The organism is Kitasatospora sp. NPDC036934, from assembly GCF_055608425.1.
The window spans coordinates 99096-114892 of sequence record NZ_JBVJQR010000019.1 but is presented as its reverse complement, the minus strand read 5'-3'; the positions used below and the strand labels follow the sequence as shown (position 1 = coordinate 114892).

General features: G+C 74.5%; 16 protein-coding genes. 11 read left to right on the top strand and 5 right to left on the bottom strand.

Features of this window, described 5'->3' with window-relative positions; all coding sequences use genetic code 11:
• Nucleotides 1–57 precede the first annotated feature (57 nt).
• Nucleotides 58–3489, top strand: coding sequence for a right-handed parallel beta-helix repeat-containing protein (locus ACZ7BZ_RS27250; protein WP_470360624.1), 3432 nt, complete (start codon nt 58–60; stop codon nt 3487–3489).
• Nucleotides 3486–4820 (top strand): S8 family serine peptidase, encoded by a 1335-nt coding sequence (locus ACZ7BZ_RS27245; RefSeq protein ID WP_470360623.1) that lies wholly within the window; start codon nt 3486–3488, stop codon nt 4818–4820. The genes ACZ7BZ_RS27250 and ACZ7BZ_RS27245 overlap by 4 nt, the downstream gene beginning before the upstream one ends.
• Before the next feature lie 79 nt (nt 4821–4899).
• On the opposite strand, the gene ACZ7BZ_RS27240 is transcribed toward ACZ7BZ_RS27245, so the two are convergent.
• A complete protein-coding gene (locus ACZ7BZ_RS27240) occupies nt 4900–6138 on the bottom strand; it encodes a MinD/ParA family ATP-binding protein (protein WP_470360622.1) in 1239 nt (412 codons plus the stop codon).
• Between the two features lie 196 nt (nt 6139–6334).
• Here ACZ7BZ_RS27240 and ACZ7BZ_RS27235 point away from each other — a divergent pair, with 196 nt between their 5' ends.
• The 5 genes from ACZ7BZ_RS27235 (at nt 6335) to ACZ7BZ_RS27215 (ending at nt 10435) form a co-directional block, all read left to right on the top strand.
• A complete protein-coding gene (locus ACZ7BZ_RS27235) occupies nt 6335–6838 on the top strand; it encodes a hypothetical protein (protein ID WP_470360621.1) in 504 nt (167 codons plus the stop codon).
• Between the two features lie 528 nt (nt 6839–7366).
• Nucleotides 7367–7831, top strand: coding sequence for a MarR family transcriptional regulator (locus ACZ7BZ_RS27230; protein WP_470360620.1), 465 nt, complete (start codon nt 7367–7369; stop codon nt 7829–7831).
• Between the two features lie 264 nt (nt 7832–8095).
• Nucleotides 8096–9088, top strand: coding sequence for a terpene synthase family protein (locus ACZ7BZ_RS27225; RefSeq protein ID WP_470360619.1), 993 nt, complete (start codon nt 8096–8098; stop codon nt 9086–9088).
• Between the two features lie 77 nt (nt 9089–9165).
• Nucleotides 9166–9678, top strand: a complete 513-nt coding sequence (locus ACZ7BZ_RS27220; protein WP_470360618.1) for a hypothetical protein — start codon at nt 9166–9168, stop codon at nt 9676–9678.
• Between the two features lie 136 nt (nt 9679–9814).
• Nucleotides 9815–10435 (top strand): DUF1707 SHOCT-like domain-containing protein, encoded by a 621-nt coding sequence (locus ACZ7BZ_RS27215; RefSeq protein ID WP_470360617.1) that lies wholly within the window; start codon nt 9815–9817, stop codon nt 10433–10435.
• A 31-nt stretch (nt 10436–10466) separates the two neighbouring features.
• On the opposite strand, the gene ACZ7BZ_RS27210 is transcribed toward ACZ7BZ_RS27215, so the two are convergent.
• The 3 genes from ACZ7BZ_RS27210 to ACZ7BZ_RS27200 all read right to left on the bottom strand — a co-directional run bounded on the left by ACZ7BZ_RS27210 (nt 10467) and on the right by ACZ7BZ_RS27200 (nt 13119).
• Nucleotides 10467–11963 carry an eCIS core domain-containing protein gene (locus ACZ7BZ_RS27210; protein ID WP_470360616.1) on the bottom strand — a complete coding sequence of 499 codons (1497 nt, stop codon included), beginning with the start codon at nt 11961–11963 and terminating at the stop codon, nt 10467–10469.
• A gap of 122 nt (nt 11964–12085) precedes the next feature.
• The gene (locus ACZ7BZ_RS27205) at nt 12086–12295 is read right to left on the bottom strand and encodes a DUF397 domain-containing protein (protein ID WP_470360615.1); all 210 of its coding nucleotides are present in this window, start codon (nt 12293–12295) and stop codon (nt 12086–12088) included.
• Nucleotides 12280–13119, bottom strand: coding sequence for a helix-turn-helix domain-containing protein (locus ACZ7BZ_RS27200; protein WP_470360614.1), 840 nt, complete (start codon nt 13117–13119; stop codon nt 12280–12282). The genes ACZ7BZ_RS27205 and ACZ7BZ_RS27200 overlap by 16 nt, the downstream gene beginning before the upstream one ends.
• Nucleotides 13120–13236: 117 nt before the next feature.
• Between ACZ7BZ_RS27200 and ACZ7BZ_RS27195 the strand changes: the two genes are divergently transcribed.
• The 4 genes from ACZ7BZ_RS27195 (at nt 13237) to gcvH (ending at nt 14714) form a co-directional block, all read left to right on the top strand.
• Nucleotides 13237–13437, top strand: a complete 201-nt coding sequence (locus tag ACZ7BZ_RS27195) for a hypothetical protein (protein ID WP_470360613.1) — start codon at nt 13237–13239, stop codon at nt 13435–13437.
• Between the two features lie 11 nt (nt 13438–13448).
• Entirely contained in the window at nt 13449–13673 is a 225-nt protein-coding gene (locus ACZ7BZ_RS27190) for a hypothetical protein (RefSeq protein WP_470360612.1), read from the top strand.
• Nucleotides 13674–13746: 73 nt separating this feature from the next.
• Nucleotides 13747–14214 carry an NUDIX domain-containing protein gene (locus tag ACZ7BZ_RS27185; RefSeq protein ID WP_470360611.1) on the top strand — a complete coding sequence of 156 codons (468 nt, stop codon included), beginning with the start codon at nt 13747–13749 and terminating at the stop codon, nt 14212–14214.
• Between the two features lie 113 nt (nt 14215–14327).
• Nucleotides 14328–14714: a glycine cleavage system protein GcvH gene (gene gcvH / locus ACZ7BZ_RS27180; protein WP_470360610.1), complete on the top strand. Its 387-nt coding sequence runs from the start codon at nt 14328–14330 to the stop codon at nt 14712–14714.
• On the opposite strand, the gene ACZ7BZ_RS27175 is transcribed toward gcvH, so the two are convergent.
• Complete coding sequence (locus ACZ7BZ_RS27175) at nt 14693–15688, bottom strand: SDR family NAD(P)-dependent oxidoreductase (protein WP_470360609.1); 996 nt, start codon at nt 15686–15688, stop codon at nt 14693–14695. The two genes, gcvH and ACZ7BZ_RS27175, sit on opposite strands and share 22 nt — an antisense overlap.
• Nucleotides 15689–15797 lie beyond the last annotated feature (109 nt).

Below are 15797 nucleotides of genomic sequence, written 5' to 3'. Positions count from 1 at the left end.
CCGAGCACGACAAGCACGGCAAGCACCACAGACACGAACGACGGAGGAGAGCGCCCCATGGCCCGCCATGTGCTGACGGTCGGCGCGGAGCCGCAAGAGGGCGGCTACCGCACGATCGCCGCCGCCCTGGAGGCGGCCCGCAGCGGAGCGGTGATCAGCGTCCGCCCGGGCCGCTACGACGAGAACCTGGTGATCACCAAGATGGTGACCATCACCGCCGAGGAGGCCCGCGGCAGCGTACGCATCTCCCCGCGCCGCGGCGCCGTCGTCCAGGTCGTGGCCGAGGCCGTCCAGCTCACCGGCCTGGTCCTGCACGGCCAGGACGAGGAACTGCCCGCCATCGACGTCCCGCGCGGCCAGGCCGCCCTGGAGGACTGCGAGGTCGCGGGCAACTCCTGGACCGCCGTCCTCACCCGCCAGCAGGGCTCCCTGGCCATGCGCGGCTGCCGCATCGTCAACCCCGCCGGCGCCGGCATCGTCGAGACCTCCACCGGCACCAGCGTCATCGAGGACACCGTCATCGAACACCTCGGCAGCTCCGCCGTGGTGATCGGCGAACGCGCCAACCCCGTCGTGCGCAACTGCGTCCTGCGCGACGCCCGCGGCAACGGCGTGTGCGCCAACGGCGAAGGCCGCGGCTCCATCGAGGACTGCGAGATCTCCGCCACCGACAAACCCGGCATCGCCCTGGAGGAACACAGCACCACCCGGGTCCTGCGCACCACCGTGCGCGACGTCGCGATCGGCGCCTACGTCAGCTCCGCCGCCCAAGTCCTCCTGGAGGACTGCGCGTTCGACGCCACCCGCGGCCACGGACTGGTCCTGGCCGGCGGCACCGACCCCTTGGTGCGCCGCTGCCGCACCGCCCGCACCAAGGGCCACGGCATCCACGTCACCGGCCGCTCCCGGGGCCGCTTCGAGGAGTGCGGGGTCAGCGACGCCCAGGGCACCGGCGTCCTGGTCGACGAGTCCGCCAGCCCGGTCCTGACCCGCACCACCGTCACCGCCGGCGCCGGCGACGCCGTCGACCTCACCGGCGAGAGCGCCGCCGAGTTCGACCGCCTGGAGGTGCGCGGCGCCGCCGGCGCCGGGGTCGTCGTACGCGACGGCGCCAACCCGCTGCTGCGCCGCCTGGACGTCGCCGAGGTCGGCGGCCACGGCGTCGAAGTACTGCGCGAGGGCCGCGGCCGCCTGGAGTCCTGCCTGCTGGGAGCGGGCGGGCGCGCCGCCCTGCGGGTCGCCGACGGCGGCAACACCCAGGTCGGCGCCACCACCGTACGCGGCACCACCACCGCCACCGCAGGGGTCAACGGCGTCGAGATCGGCCCCGGCGGCGTCGCCTCGCTGCGCGACTGCGACATCGCCGACTGGAGCGGCGACGGCCTGCTGGTCGAGGACGGCGGCGAACTCACCGCCGCCCGCACCCGCGTCCACGACAACCGCCGCCACGGCATCCTGCTCGCCGCCGGCGCCCGCGCCGCCCTGAACGGCTGCGAGCTGACCGACAACGCCCGCGACGGACTGCGGGTGGACTCCGAGGAACCGGTCCGCGTCACCGGCTGCACCGTCACCGGCAACCGCGGCTCCGGACTGCGCCAGACCAGGCCCGGCACCCGCCTCGCGGTCACCGAGCTGACCAGCCGCGACAACGCCCACGCCGACAGCCACGGCAGCGCCGAGGCCCGGCCCGTCGCCGCCCCCGGCACCCGCCCCGCCGACCCCGCACCCGGGGACGGCGGCGGGTACGGGGACGGGTACGGGGACGGGTACGAGACCCCGCCCGGCCCCGACGGCGCCGCCACCGAGCCGCCGCCACCGGACCCCGAGGGCCCGCAGGCCACCCTGCAAGCGCTCGTCGGCCTGGAGGGCGTCAAGGAACAGGTCGCCACCCTGGTCAACCTCAACAAGCTGGCCCGGCGCCGCGAACAGGCCGGGATGCCCGCCCTCCCGATGGGCCGGCACCTGATCTTCGCCGGACCGCCCGGCACCGGAAAGACCACCGTCGCCCGCCTCTACGGCGCCATCCTGGCCGAACTCGGCGTGCTGCGCAGCGGCCACCTCACCGAGGTCGCCCGCGCCGACCTGGTCGCCTCCATCGTCGGCGGCACCGCCATCAAGACCACCGAGGTGTTCACCGAGGCGCTCGGCGGCGTGCTGTTCATCGACGAGGCCTACACCCTGTCCGCCGGGGGCGGCGGCACCGGGCCCGACTTCGGCCGCGAGGCCATCGACACCCTGGTCAAACTGATGGAGGACCACCGCGACGACGTCGTGGTGATCGTGGCCGGCTACTCGGAGGAGATGCGCGAGTTCCTCTCCTCCAACCCCGGCCTGGCCTCCCGCTTCAGCCGCACCGTCGAGTTCCGCAACTACTCCGCCCAGGAACTGGTCACCATCGTCGAACGGGCCGCCGCCGCCCACGGCTTCGACCTCGCCGAGGCCACCGTCGAGGCGCTCGGCACCCACTTCACCCGCATGCCCAAGGGCGCGGACTTCGGCAACGGCCGCGCGGCCCGCAAGGTCTTCGAGGAGATGGTCGACCGCCAGGCCTCCCGGCTGGCCGCCCTCGCCGAGGTCACCGACGCGGACCTGCCGCTGCTGCTGCCCGAGGACCTCGGCGCCGAGGCCGCGCGCGCCGCCGGCCCCGGCCCCGGCACGGACGGCCGCAGCGAACTCCTGGCCCGGCTGCGCCAGATGGTGGGCCTGAGCGCCGCCAAGGAACAGGTGGAGAACCTGGTCAACCTGATCACCCAGGCCCGCCGCCGCGAGGAGGCCGGCCTGCCCGCCGCCAGGATCAGCCACCACCTGGTCTTCGCCGGCCCGCCCGGCACCGGCAAGACCACCGTCGCCCGCCTCTACGGCGCCCTGCTCGCCGAACTCGGCGTCCTGCCCACCGGCCAGCTCGTCGAGACCGCCCGCGCCGACCTGGTCGGCCGCTACATCGGCCACACCGCCCAGCTCACCAAGGAGGCCTTCGAACGCGCCCGCGGCGGCGTGCTGTTCATCGACGAGGCCTACACCCTCACCCCGCGCGGCGGCGCCGCCTCCGGCGACTTCGGCCAGGAGGCGGTGGACACCCTGATGAAGCTGATGGAGGACCACCGCGACGAGGTCGTGGTGATCGTGGCCGGCTACCACGAGGAGATGCAGGGCTTCCTCGCTTCCAACCCCGGCCTGGCCTCGCGCTTCCCCCAGCAGATCGCCTTCGACCACTACAGCGCCGACGAACTCGTCACCATCGTCGCCCGCCAGGCCGAGGAGGCCGGCTACCTCTGCGCCCCCGAGACCCTCACCACCCTGGCGACGCTGTGCGCGGCCGTCCCCCGGGACCGCAACTTCGGCAACGGCCGCTTCGCCCGCCAGACCCTGGAGGCCATGGTGACCCGCCAGGCCGGGCGGCTGGCCCGCCTGGAGGTCGGCGACGTGTCCGAACTGAGCCTGCTGCTGCCCCAGGACGTCCCCGCGCTGCTCCAGGGGAGCACGGTGTGACCACCCGCCGCGGCGCCGCGGCCGCCGCCGCCCTCGCCGCCGCCCTGTGCACCCTGGGCACCGGGAGCGCCCCGGCCGCGGCGGCCTCCGGCGACCCCGCGGCCCTGCCCGTGATCGGCCAGAGCCGCCAGGGCGCCCGCCCCGGCGAGTGCCTCAAACCCTCCGACAAGGGCACCGACCGCACCCCCTGGGCCCAGACCTTCCTGCGCCCCGAGGCCGCCTGGGCACTGGACCGGGGCGCCGGGGTGACGGTCGCCGTCGTCGGCTCCGGCGTCGACGGCGCCTCCGGCGTCCTGGGCGAACGCCTGGTCCCGGGCCCGCGCGAGTACGGCACCGGCGACTCCACCCGCGACTGCGTCGGCCACGGCACCTTCCTCGCCGGGCTGATCGCCGCCCGCCACCAGGACGGCACCGGCTTCGCCGGCATCGCCCCCCAGGCGCGGATCCTGGCCGTCGCCGTCACCGACGACACCGGCGCCACCACCCCGGCCCTGCTCGCCAAGGGAATCCGGGACGCGGCCGACGCCGGCGCCCGGATCATCGCCTCGGCCCTGCCCCTGCCCGCCGGCGACCCCGGCCTGGAGGACGCGCTGCGCCACGCCGAGGAGCGGGGCGCCCTGGTGGTCGCCCCGGCCACCCCCGACCAGGGCGGCGGCTCGCTGCCCTCCGCCCCGCCGCAGGTCCTCACCGTCGCCGCGCTGGCCCCGGACGGCACCGCGCCGGACCCGGCGGGCACGGGCGGCGGCGGTACGGGGGGCGTTGGTGCGGGCGGCGGCGGTACGGGCACCGGTGCGGGAGGTGGCGGTACGGGCGGTGGTACGGGCACCGGCGCCGGCACCGGAGTCGGCACCGGCCAGGGAGCGCGGACCGGCCCCCGGGTCGACCTGACCGCCCCGGGCGAGGCGATGATGAGCACCGGACCGGCGGGCAAGGGCTACTTCACCGGCAGCGGCCCCAGCTTCGCCGCCGCCGTGGTGGCCGGCAGCGCCGCCCTGCTCCTGGGCCACCACCCCGACCTCGACCCGGCCCACCTGCGCGAGCGCCTCGAAGCCACCGCCTACCACCCCGGCACCGCCCTGCCCGACCCCCGTCTGGGCTACGGCACCGTCGACCCCCTCGCCGCCCTCACCACCACCCCGCCCGCCACCGCCGCCGCCCTCCCGCCGGCGCGGGCCACCGCCCTGGGCCCCCCGCCCCCGGACCCCGCCCCCCGCCAGGCCGCGACGGTGGCCGCCGCCGTCCTGACCACCGTCACCCTCACCCTGGGCCTGGCCGTCGTGTGCACCGCCGCCCGCCGCCGCGCCTGGCGCCCGGGCCGTTGGAAGGCCTGACCGGCCCTCAGGCCCTGTCCGGCCGACCTTGCCGGGCGCACGACGCGCGCTGATCCGCCGAGGTCGGCCTGACCGGCCCTCAGGCCCCCGCCGGGCGGATGCCCTCGGCGACCAGTGCGGCGAGGTCCAGGTAGGCGCGGCGGGTGCGCTGGTGCAGCCGGGCGGGCTCGAACATGCCGCCCAGGGCGAGGTGCTCGTCGAAGGGCAGAACGACGGCGGCCCGGCAGCGCTGCCCGAAGTGGGCCACCAGGTCGTCCGCCCGGATCGTCCGGCCCTTGGCCCGCACCCCGGAGATCAGGGTCACGCTGCGCCGGGCCAGCTCCTCGTACCCGTTGGCGCACAGCCAGTCCAGGGTGGTGTCCGCGCCGCTGGCGCCGTCCACGCTGGTGGTGGCGGTGATGACGAGCTGGTCGGCGAGGTCGAGGACGGCGTGCATGGAGCCGTGCAGCAGGCCGGTGCCGCAGTCGGCCAGCACGATCGGGTACTGGCGGCTGAGCAGGTCGACCAGCCGCCGGTAGTCCCCGCCGCCGAAGGCGTTGGCGACGGTCGGGTCGGCGTCGTTGGCCAGCACCTCCAGCCCGCTGGGGGTCAGCGAGGTGAAGCGGCGGATGTCCATGTAGCCGGCGATCGAGGGTGCGGCCGCGAGCAGGTCCTGGACGGTGGCCGGCGTCTCCCGGCGGATGCGCCGGCTCAGCGTGCCGGTGTCCGGGTTGGCGTCGACGGCGACGACCTTGTCGGCCCGGGTCTCGGCGAGGACGGACCCCAGCCCCAGGGTCGCGGAGGTCTTGCCGACCCCGCCCTTGAGGCCGATGACCGCGATCCGGAAGGAGCGGTGCAGCGGCGTGCGGATGACGGCCCGCAGCCGCTCCTGCTCGCGCTGCTCGCCCCGGCCCAGGCCCAGGCCGCCGCCCAGGCCGGCCCCGAGGAGCCGGGACCGCCGGGCGGGCGCGGGCGCGGGCGCCGGGTCCGGCTGCGCTTGCGGCTGCGGCTGCGGCTGCGGCGCGGTGGACGGGACGGGCGGCGCGGGCGCGACGGCGGGCGGCGCGGGGGGCATCGGGGGCGGGGCGAGGAGGACGGCGGGGGCGGTGACCGGAGCGGGGCCGGGGGAGACCGGGGCAGGGGAGACCGGGGCAGGGGAGACCGGGCCGGGGCGGGCCTCCGGGGGGATGAGCACCGTCCCCAGGGTGTCCAGCGGCCGACGCCAGTCGGGCTCGGACCTCGGGGCCGGGGGGAGCAGCCCGTAGTCGGGGGAGAGCTCCCGCTCCGGGCCCCGCCCCAGCCGCCGTACCTGCTCGATGACCATGTGGTCCGCCGCCACGTTCCGCCTCCTGTCGCTGCGCCGGCCCCATGCCGGTGCCGTACGGATCCCCCACCGGCTCAACGGCCCGGGCCCACGACGCCGTTCAACGCCGGCGAGGGATGTGCCCGCCCCCGAGGATGTCCCCCCCCCCACCCGCCTCCGTCGGGGCGGCCCCGCCGCGCCGCTGTCGGTGCCGCCCCCTGGCCTTGCGGCCGTGGCCACCCCCGCGCACCTCGACCGGGTCGACGCCCTCCTCGCCGACCCCCGGCCCCACCCGCCCGAGGACGCCGACCACCCCACCGGGTACTGCGGCCCCGGCTACCGCGTCGAGGAGCTGTCCGTCAGCCGCGACTTCCGGGACGACCCGGACGCGATGGCCTGCGACCGCGAACACGACCTGGCCCAGGGCGCGTTGGAGGCCCTGGCCGAGGTGTTCACGGCCCGCTGGGGCCGCCCGTACGAGGTCGACCTGTTCTCCTGCCTGCGCGCGGGCTTCGACGCGCAGGACGCCGGGTACCGGCCCGCCGAACCGGTCGGCCTGCTCTGCCAGCAGGCCGTCACCCTGCACGTCTGGCCACTGCCCGGAGCCGAACGCTGGCTGGGGTTGTGCGTCGGCCAGGGCGACAAGGAACTGCCCGTCGTCCTGTCCGCCGCCCTCGCCGACGGCCCCGCCCCGGCCCTCACCGCACCCGACCCCGCACCCGACCCCGCGCCGTGAGCGGCCGTCAGGCGGCGTAGGCACGCGACGGCGAGGCCTGATCCCGCAGGATCCCCGGGAGGCGCCCCCGGGGGGAGCGGGAAGTCGGCGGGGACGACTTCCCGCTCCGGCCAGAGGGGGCGAGCACCGAGCTCCCGCCCCCGGGGCGGCGGTCGCCCGCGCACCAACCGTGCCAGGCCACCGGCCCGGCGGGGAGCGGGAACGGCCGCGCCCACCCGTGTGGGTGAGCGCCGGCGCGCCATAGTCCGCCGGCCGGTTTGCGGCACCGGAAGTCGACCGGGCCGACTTCCGGTGCCGGCACCGGCCCGCCACAGCGGCGGAAACCGGGCCCACGGCCCCGGGGCGCCCCGGCCGGCCCGCCCGGGGCGCCTCCGATCCGGCCGGAACCCGGCCACCGCACCCCCACCACACACCCCCACCCCGCCCCCCACCCCCACCTCACCCTGCGCGAACCACCTTGACCTCAAGCCGACTTGAAGTCCTACCGTGACCACGTCCTGGCGAACGACACAGAGAGGGCACAGCAGCGTGACGCTCAAGGAGTACCCGCACGAAGTCCTGGCCGCCCAGCCCATCGGCGCGTGGACCGGCGAGGCCTACCGCCGGGTGGTGGGAGCCCTGCGCGGACAGCTCGCGGTGGAGGGCCTCACCCAGCCGCACTGGTGGACGCTCAACCGCGCCGCCGGCGCCCCCGGCCACTGGAACCGCACCACCCTGGTCCCGCGGCTGGCCCCCCACGAGGACCTCGGCCTCGACTTCGACGAGGTCTTCGACGACCTCGCCGCCCGCGGCTGGCTGCTGGAGGACGCGACCACCGGCGCCATGTCCCTCAGCCCGGACGGGGAGGCCGCCCGCCTGCGCGCCCGCGAGCGCAACCTGCGCGTGCTCCGGCAGGCCCACGAGGGCGTCGACGAGGCCGACTTCGTCACCACCGTCAACGTGCTGCGCCGCATCACCGCCAACCTGGGCGGCGACGGCGACCTCCCCGAATGACGCCCGAATGACCGGCCCGCGCCGCACCCGCGACACCGGCTGGTCCGCCGCCCGGGTGCCGCCGGCGGGCCCGACTTCCCGTGCCCCGGCCCCCCGCCCTCCCGCGCCCCCGGTGCGGGAGGGCGCCACGCATCCGGATGCGCCCGGGGGTGCCCCCTTGCGCTCTGGCGCGGTTGCCGCCGCTTCCCCCACGCTGGGCCCGAACCGTACGGCCCCAAACGGCCGCCACGGACCGTCGAGTCGTATCGGGAGCGCGGAAGCCGAATGCCCCAGGACATCGAGTTCACGGTGCCCCTCGCCGGCCGGGTCAGCCCCGAGCTGGCCCGGGCCCGCCGGCGCCACCTGGCCTGGGTGCAAGCCGGCGGGCTGGTCGCCGGCCCGGAGGCGCTGCGCCGCTACGAGCTCTCCCGGGTCGCGGACAGTGCCGCGTACGGCTTCCCGGACGCGGTCGGCGCCGACCTGGACCTCTGCTTCGACCTGCTCGGCTGGTTCTTCCTCTTCGACGACCGGTTCGACGCCCGGGACGGCAGTACGGACGACGCGATCGCCGTCTGCCAGGACTTGGTGGACCTCCTGCGCTGGCCGAAGCAGCAGAGGACCCACGCGCCGCCCGTCGTCGCCGCCTTCGCCGACTGCTGGCAGCGGATGAGCGAGGGCATGTCCGGGGAGTGGCGCCGCCGAACCGTCCACGACTGGGTCGACTGCCTGGCCGGCTGGCCCACCAAGATCGCCGACCGGGCGCACGGCGCCCTCCCGGACCCGGCCGCCCACCTGCGCGCCCGCCGCCGCACGATCGGGGTGCGCCCGCTGCTGGCGCTGGCCGAGCGGGTCGGCCACTTCGAGGTCCCGCTGCCGGCCTGGTGCACCAGCCACCTGGAGGCGATGCGGGTCGCCGCCTGCGACGCCGTCATCGCCATGAACGAGATCCACTCCCTGGAGAAGGACCAGGCCGGCGCCCGCCCCAACCTCGTGCTGAGCCTGATGCACCACCACGGCGCCTCCCGCGCCGAGGCCGTCCGCCAGGTGCGCGACACCGCGGACCGCAGCGTCGAGTCCTTCCTCGGCCTGCGCGCCGGCCTGCCCGAGCTGGAGCGCGAACTCGGCGGTGGCATAAGAGAGTTGGCTCGTTACGCGGACGCCCATGCGGCCTGGATCCGCGGCTACCACGACTGGGGGCGCACGGCCCCGCGCTACGCCACCGGCGAGCATCCGGGCGACCTCGGTCTGGAGAACCTCGTTGCCCGGCAGACGAATTGACGGTGCCCGGCCAGGGGCATCCCCCTATCATGGGCGCGCTCCGCGCCTCGTGATCACCAACCCGGGGGGACACCCAGATGACCGCTACCGTCGTCGTGCATGCCGAGCCGCCGCTCTTCGCCCTGCGCAGGGGCTGCTACGGCGTGGAGATCGACGGGGTGCCGGTCGGCAGGGTCAAACAGGGCACCCTCGCGCGCTTCCCGGTCCCGGCCGGCCCCCACACCGTCCGGCTCGCCACCTGGGACCGCACCCGCTCCAACACGGTGACCGTGGAGGCCGGTGAGGGGCGCGAGTTCCTGCTGACGGGCCGGGGCACCGGGCTGCGGTTCGCCTTCCTCGCGCTGCCCCTGGCCCGCTTCACGGTGCTTCCCTGGTACGGCGTGGCCGCGGTCCTGCTGCTGATGGGCGCGGTCTTCTGGGCCGTCCCCGGCCTGCTGTTCCGCCTGCGGGTCGTCGGCGACTCCGCCCTCCCGGGGGCCGGACCCGCCCGGCCCGCCGAGCCCGCCGAGGAGGAGCAGGGCGCCAACGGCCTGTGGTGGGAGTCGGATCCGGCCCTGGCCAAGCGCTTCCGCAAGGACACCGCCTCCTGAACCGGCTGCCGGGGCCCGGCCCTGCCCCGGGCCTGGCGGGGCGGCGTAACGCGATATACCGTATCGCGATATAACGTAAGTTGCCGCGCGGCGCCTCCGCGCGCACCTTCGCCGAGCGAGTTCAGGGACGGGAAAGATGCCGGGAGAGATCGTGCCCGCCGGGAGCGCCCCCGGCCCCGGCACCCGGCCGGCGCTGCGGGCCTCGCACGCCGACCGGGACCGGGTGGTGACCGCGCTGGGCGTCGCCGCGGGTGACGGCCGGTTGACGGCCGAGGAGCTGGACGAGCGGGTGGAGGCCGCCCTGTCGGCCCGCACGGTCGGGGACCTGGCCGAACTCACCGCCGACCTGCCGCCGGTGTCGGTCTCGGCCACCGGAGTGGTGGCCGAGGGCCGGGACGTGCTGCGGATCGAGCAGAAGTTCACCAGGACGGAGCGGGTGGGCGCCTGGGTTCTGCCGCGCCGCCTGGAGATCGCCGCGGAGTGGTGCCACGTGAAGCTGGACTTCACCCAGGCGGTGATCACCCACGACACCCTGGAGATCGACGTCGACATGCAGGGCGGCAACCTGACGCTGATCGTCGGCCCGGGGATCGTGGTCGATCCCTACGGCCTGACCCTGGAGTTCTCCAAGGTGAAGGGCCACCAGGACGCCGACCCGGGGGCCCCGGTCAGGCTGCGGATCGAGCTGATCGGCAAGAAGAGCTTCGGCCGCGTCACCGTGCGCCACCCCCGCCGGTGGCGGTCCCGCCGGGACTGACCGTCCCGTCCGCGGCGGGAAGCAGCCCCACTCACGCGTCGGCCTTCTCCCGCTTGCGCTGGCCGGGGTTGCCCCGGCCGGTGCCCCCGGCCCGCTTCCCGCCCGCCGCACCCGCCCGCTTCTTGGCGTCGATGGCGCCGCGCAGCGCCTGCTGGGCGATGGTGAGGCGTCCGGCGAGGGCCTGGTCGGTGTGCCCGGTGACGGCGGGGGTGGCGGCGGCCCGGCCGAGCGCGGCCACCGAGTTGTCCAGGTACGCGTCCCAGTACTCGACGTGCCGGTCGGTGACGGCGGCCTCGCCGAGGTTGGCGGCCAACTCCTCGGTGTAGGTGATGAGGTAGTCGACGGTCTCCTTCAGGTACCCGCCGTCGATCCCGGTGCGGCCCGCGTGCTCCAGCTCCCAGACGTGGGTCTCGATCTCCCGCATCGGCTGCTGGAGCAGGTCGAAGGTCTCGTGCCCGATGTCGCTCATCACGTCCATGTAGACGTGCGGGTCCGCACCGTTGGCGGCGTCCTCGTCGGGCATCAGCATGGCCTGGGCGGCGTGGATCAGCTCGTGCCGCAGCGTGCTGTAGACCACGGCGGGGCCGTAGTCGTCGAACAGATTGCGGTACAGCGCCATGGTGACCTTGTCGCCCGAAGTGCCGGTGCTGGTCAGTGCCATGGGCTTGCCGGCCCCCTGGCGGGAGTGCTTGTAGCCGAGGACGAGGTCCTTGTCGGCCAGGGCCTGCGGCAGCTCGGGATGGTCGGGCGTGACCGGCAGATGGGCGAGGACGTACCGCAGCAGCGAGTCCAGTGCGGCCTGGCGCACGGCCTTGGCGTCCGACCCGGTCGCGTCCTTCGCCTCCTGCAACTCCTGGACCAGGGTGGCGGGCAGGTCGGGCACCGCCGCTGACGGTGCTTCGGCGTCGGGGAGGTCGTCGGTGGCGGCGCGTTGCACGGCACCGGCGCTCGCGGCAGCGGTCGCGTGCTCGTGCGGTACGTCGGCCTCGGGCGTGCGGACCGGCCCGGACATGGCCCGGTGCGCGTTGGCCTCGGCCTCGCGCTCGAACCGGTCCGAGGGGTCGCTGACCCGCAGGCCGTCGCCGTGGTCGGTGCCGGCCACGGGGCCGTGCCGCTGCTGGATGACGTGGGTCAACTCGTGGGCGAGGGTGTGCTTGTCGCCGCCGCCGTCACCGAGGACGACATGGCTCCCGGAGGTGTACGCGCGGGCACCGACCTCGGCCGCGGAGGCGCGGGCCGCCGGGCCGACGTGGAGCCGGACGTCGGAGAAGTCGGCGCCGAGGCGGGACTCCATCTCGGTACGGGTCGCCTCGTCCAGCGGACGGCCGGCGGTGCGCAGCACGTCGTGGACGGTGGAGCGCTGGACGGAGGCGGGGTGTTCGGGCGCGCGTTGCAGCATCTGCACGACGGCGGCGTTGCCCACACCGGCCTGGAGGGCGAGCAGCCGGTGGGCGGGCGCCGGTCGGGCGCGGTCGGCGGCGGTGTCCCGGCCGCTGTGCTGCTGCCGCTCGCGGTCGTGTGTGCGCATGGGTGGGTCCCCCCGGAGGTCTGCCGAGCTTCCATGGTCGTTCGGCACGGAGGGGGAACGGAAGGGCCGTGGGGGCAACGGTCCGTGCCCGTCCGGGCAGTTCGGAGGGGGTCCCGCAGCCTTCAGCGGGCGTCGAACTCGCCGGTGCGGACGGCGGTGACGAAGGACTGCCAGGCGGTGGCGGGGAAGACGAGCGCGGGGCCGGAGGGGTCCTTGGAGTCGCGGACGGGCATGACACCGGCGAAGCCGTCGGCGACTTCGACGCAGTTCCCACCGCCTCCGCCGCTGAACGAACTCTTCCGCCAGGAAGCGTCAGTCAGGTCGACATCCACTCCAAGTCCCTCCTTGCCGCACGAATGAAAGCTCGCGATTCGCTCTGGCCAAGGGCCTCGACCGCAAGTCGATCGTAGCTCTTGGCCAGTGCGGCAGTTGACTTGGTATCACGGTCGATGTAGCCCCGCTGCTCAATCTCGCCGTAAGCGAGAAGCTTGCGCTTCGGCATGGTAAGGAGGACCGCCATGTGAGTAAACGGGCGCTCTTCTCCCATGGAGAACGGCACAATCTGGACGACGATGTTGCGGCGAGTGGTCAGTTCCTCAAGGTGGATGAGCTGCTCGACCATGACATCCCGCCCGCCGATGACCCTTCGCAGGCAGCTCTCGTCCATCACCACATGCAGAAGCGGAGGGGACTGCCTTTCCAGGATCTTTTGACGGTTGAGCCTGAACTCGATGCGTTCCTTCGCCAGCTCCTCGCTCGTATCCGTCTGCCTGGCATAGCCCATTTCGATGGCTGTCGCATACGCCCGAGTCTGCAAGAGCCCGGTGACGATGTTGACTTCGACGATCCTGATCTGCTCCGCGAGGTCCTCGTAGCGTGCGTACTCCGGGAAGCCCTCCAGGATCGCCGCGTTCTTCAGCTGATACCACATGAGCAACATCGTGCCGCCGGTGTCGAGCGCGATGTCGGCGAGTTCGGCGAGCCTGCGACTCGGCGGGCGGTGCGCAAGTTCGATGTAGGAGAGGTGTGACGGCGAGCACTCCAGGAGCGGCGCCAACTCCTCCTGGAGGATGTCCTTGGCCTCGCGGAAGTTGCGGAGCTGGATGCCGAAGGGCGCCCATGGGCTCGACTCCGGGTCAATCTTCTTCTTGTTCATGGCGGTCCCAACTTCTGGCGAGCCGAAGGCAAGTCGCAAGCTGCTTCCGATCGTAGGCCGGACCGCGTCACCATGTGCACAGAACGTGAAACTCCGATCGCAGAGAGTTTGACTCCCATGACCCATGCCCAAGTCCCCCGCCTCCACGGCTACGGCGTCCGTTGGGACACCGGGGCCCGGTGCTACCGGGTCCGCAACGAGTGCACCGGGGCGTGGCTGTGCAAGCCCGACGGTGAGCGCAGCGGCTTCTCCTCCTTCACCGAGGCGTTCTCCGCCTGGCGCCTGTTCGAGGTGCACAAGCGTCCGGGGGAGCGGTGACCCTCTCCCGCGTGACCGCCGAGCAGCGCCGACAGGCCGCCTCCGTCCTGGACGACCTCACCACCGTCCTGGCCCTGGGCCGGGTCAACCTGCCCACCATCGAGGTCGACTGGGACACCGGCCGCACGACGTGCGAGTACCTGCTGCACCTCACGGCGCGCCCGCTCGACCTGCTGCGCATCGTGGACCTGCTCCGCAAGGGCCTGCGCTACGAGCGCCTCACCTATGACGACTGAACTCGCCGCCCGCCTCCTGTGGTGGGCCTGCTTCGCCCTCCTGCTGTTCTGCGCCCTCAGGAAGTGACCCCCCATGCACGACCCGCGACTGCTCGCCAAGCCCCCCGTCTGCCGCCTCGGCTGCCTCGTTCTCGTCCGCAACCAGGCCGGTGACGTCCTGCTCGTGGACCCGGACTACCTGGACGGCATGATCCTGCCCGGCGGCGCGGGCAGGGTGAACGAGCCCCCGCACCGCGCCGCCGCCCGCCACCTGCACGCCCAGACCGGCATCATCCTGCGCCTGACCCACGCCGTCGCCCTCGACTACACCCCGTCCGACCGCTACCTGGAGCGCTTCAGCCTGGTCTTCGACGGCGGCACCGTGCGCGACGCCGCACCTCTCGCCGTCCCCTCACAGAAGCGCAGCCGCCTGCTCGGCGCCCGCTTCGTGCCCGTGCGCGAACTCCCCCGCCACATGGCCCCCTCCCAGGCCGCCCGCGTCGCCGAAGCCCTCACCGGCCGCGCCCTGCCCCTCCTCCTGCACGGCCAGCGCCCCGACTGACCGGCCGGATCGTTCGCTCGTTCGGGTGATGGTCGCGCGAGGTGGCGACGATCTGTAGCAGGCTCCTTCGTGGCTGACGGAGCGTCAGTCGACGTCGACCTGTGGAGAGCGCCATGGCCTACCCGAAGGACTTCAAGTACACCAGGGAACACGAGTGGGTGCAGTCCACCGGCAAGGGCAGCGCCCGGGTCGGCATCACCGACTACGCCCAGCGCCAGCTCGGCGACCTCGTCTTCGTCGAACTCCCCAAGGTGGGCGACACGTTCGAGAGCGGCCAGCCGTTCGGCACGGTGGAGTCGGTGAAGTCGGCCAGCGAGCTCTACGCCCCGGTGTCCGGCAAGGTCGCGGCGATCAACGAGGAGCTGAACGATTCGCCGGAGGACGTCAACGACGACCCGCACGGCGCCTGGATCATCGAGCTCGACCTGACCAGGCCCGCCGAACTGGACGACCTGCTCACGGCGGAGCAGTACGAGGCCTACATCGCACAGGAGTCGTAGCGACCGGACCCCGGCGCCGCGGTGAAAACCGGCTCCTGGCCGGTCAGTTCACAACTGGCCTCCCAGAGCCGGGCCGCCGTGGCGGGGTCCGCGACGTGGTCCCACAGGGGTTCGGGCCGGGGCTCGCCGCGCAGCCCGAACACCCGGGGGCTCCACATCACCGTGCTCGACCCGCGTACGCCCGGGTCGAGCACGGCCCGTACGGCGGGCCACGCGGCGGCGTCCTTGCCCTGGACGACCAGGCCGAGCGGCAGGTGGCCCAGCCGTTCGCGCGCGGTGCGGGTGTGCAGGGGCGGGCGCGCGGGGGTGAGGGCGTCGAGCGCGCCACCGGGGTGGACCAGGACGCTCAGCGTCGTACTCCCGGCGGCGCGCAGGCGCCGGTCGAGTTCGACGGCGAAGAGCATCTGGGCGAGCTTGGAGCGGGAGTAGGTGCGCTTGGGCTTGTAGTCGTGGACGCTCTGGAGGTCGGCGAGGTCCAGGCGTTCGGACTTGGCGGCGAAGCTGCCGGTGGTCACGATCCGGCTGCCGGGGGTGGCCTGGAGCAGCGGGGCCAGGTGGGCGGTCAGGGCGAAGTGGCCCAGGTGGTTGGTGGCGAACATCAGCTCGTGGCCGTTCGCGCTCTCGCGGCGCGGCGGGTCGTCCAGCGCGATGCCCGCGTTGTGGACGACCGCGTCCAGGCGCTGCACGCCGAGTCCGTCGGCGGAGGACGCGACGGAGGCCGGATCGGCCAGGTCCAGCGGCAGGTGCCGCAGCCTGGCGCCGGGTACGCGGGCGCCGATCGAGGCCGTCGCGGCCTCGGCCTTGCGGCGGTCGCGGCAGCCGAGGACGACCGTCGCGCCGGTGCCGGCGAGCTGCTCGGCGACGAAGTAGCCGATGCCCGCGTTGCCGCCGGTGACCAGGAAGACCTTGCCCTCGGCCCGGGGCAGGTGGTGGACGTCCCACGGCGGGGTCGGGGTCGCTGCGGGGTTCGGCACGGGGGCTCCCTGGTGGTGCGGTGGCCGGGGCGCGTCGTTCACGCCCCGGCCCCAGGTTTCCGCGGGCTGCTCACAGCCCACCGGCAGGGCGCTGCCACCGCTGTCATCC

Bases quoted from the DNA above. Each gene is read 5' to 3' on its own strand.
- ACZ7BZ_RS27225 (WP_470360619.1), top strand. From the start codon at position 8,096: ATGCCCCAGGACATCGAGTTCACGGTGCCCCTCGCCGGCCGGGTCAGC.
- ACZ7BZ_RS27250 (WP_470360624.1), top strand. From the start codon at position 58: ATGGCCCGCCATGTGCTGACGGTCGGCGCGGAGCCGCAAGAGGGCGGC.
- ACZ7BZ_RS27195 (WP_470360613.1), top strand. From the start codon at position 13,237: ATGACCCATGCCCAAGTCCCCCGCCTCCACGGCTACGGCGTCCGTTGG.
- gcvH (WP_470360610.1), top strand. From the start codon at position 14,328: ATGGCCTACCCGAAGGACTTCAAGTACACCAGGGAACACGAGTGGGTG.
- ACZ7BZ_RS27185 (WP_470360611.1), top strand. From the start codon at position 13,747: ATGCACGACCCGCGACTGCTCGCCAAGCCCCCCGTCTGCCGCCTCGGC.
- ACZ7BZ_RS27210 (WP_470360616.1), bottom strand. From the start codon at position 11,963: ATGCGCACACACGACCGCGAGCGGCAGCAGCACAGCGGCCGGGACACC.
- ACZ7BZ_RS27215 (WP_470360617.1), top strand. From the start codon at position 9,815: ATGCCGGGAGAGATCGTGCCCGCCGGGAGCGCCCCCGGCCCCGGCACC.
- ACZ7BZ_RS27200 (WP_470360614.1), bottom strand. From the start codon at position 13,119: ATGAACAAGAAGAAGATTGACCCGGAGTCGAGCCCATGGGCGCCCTTC.
- ACZ7BZ_RS27220 (WP_470360618.1), top strand. From the start codon at position 9,166: ATGACCGCTACCGTCGTCGTGCATGCCGAGCCGCCGCTCTTCGCCCTG.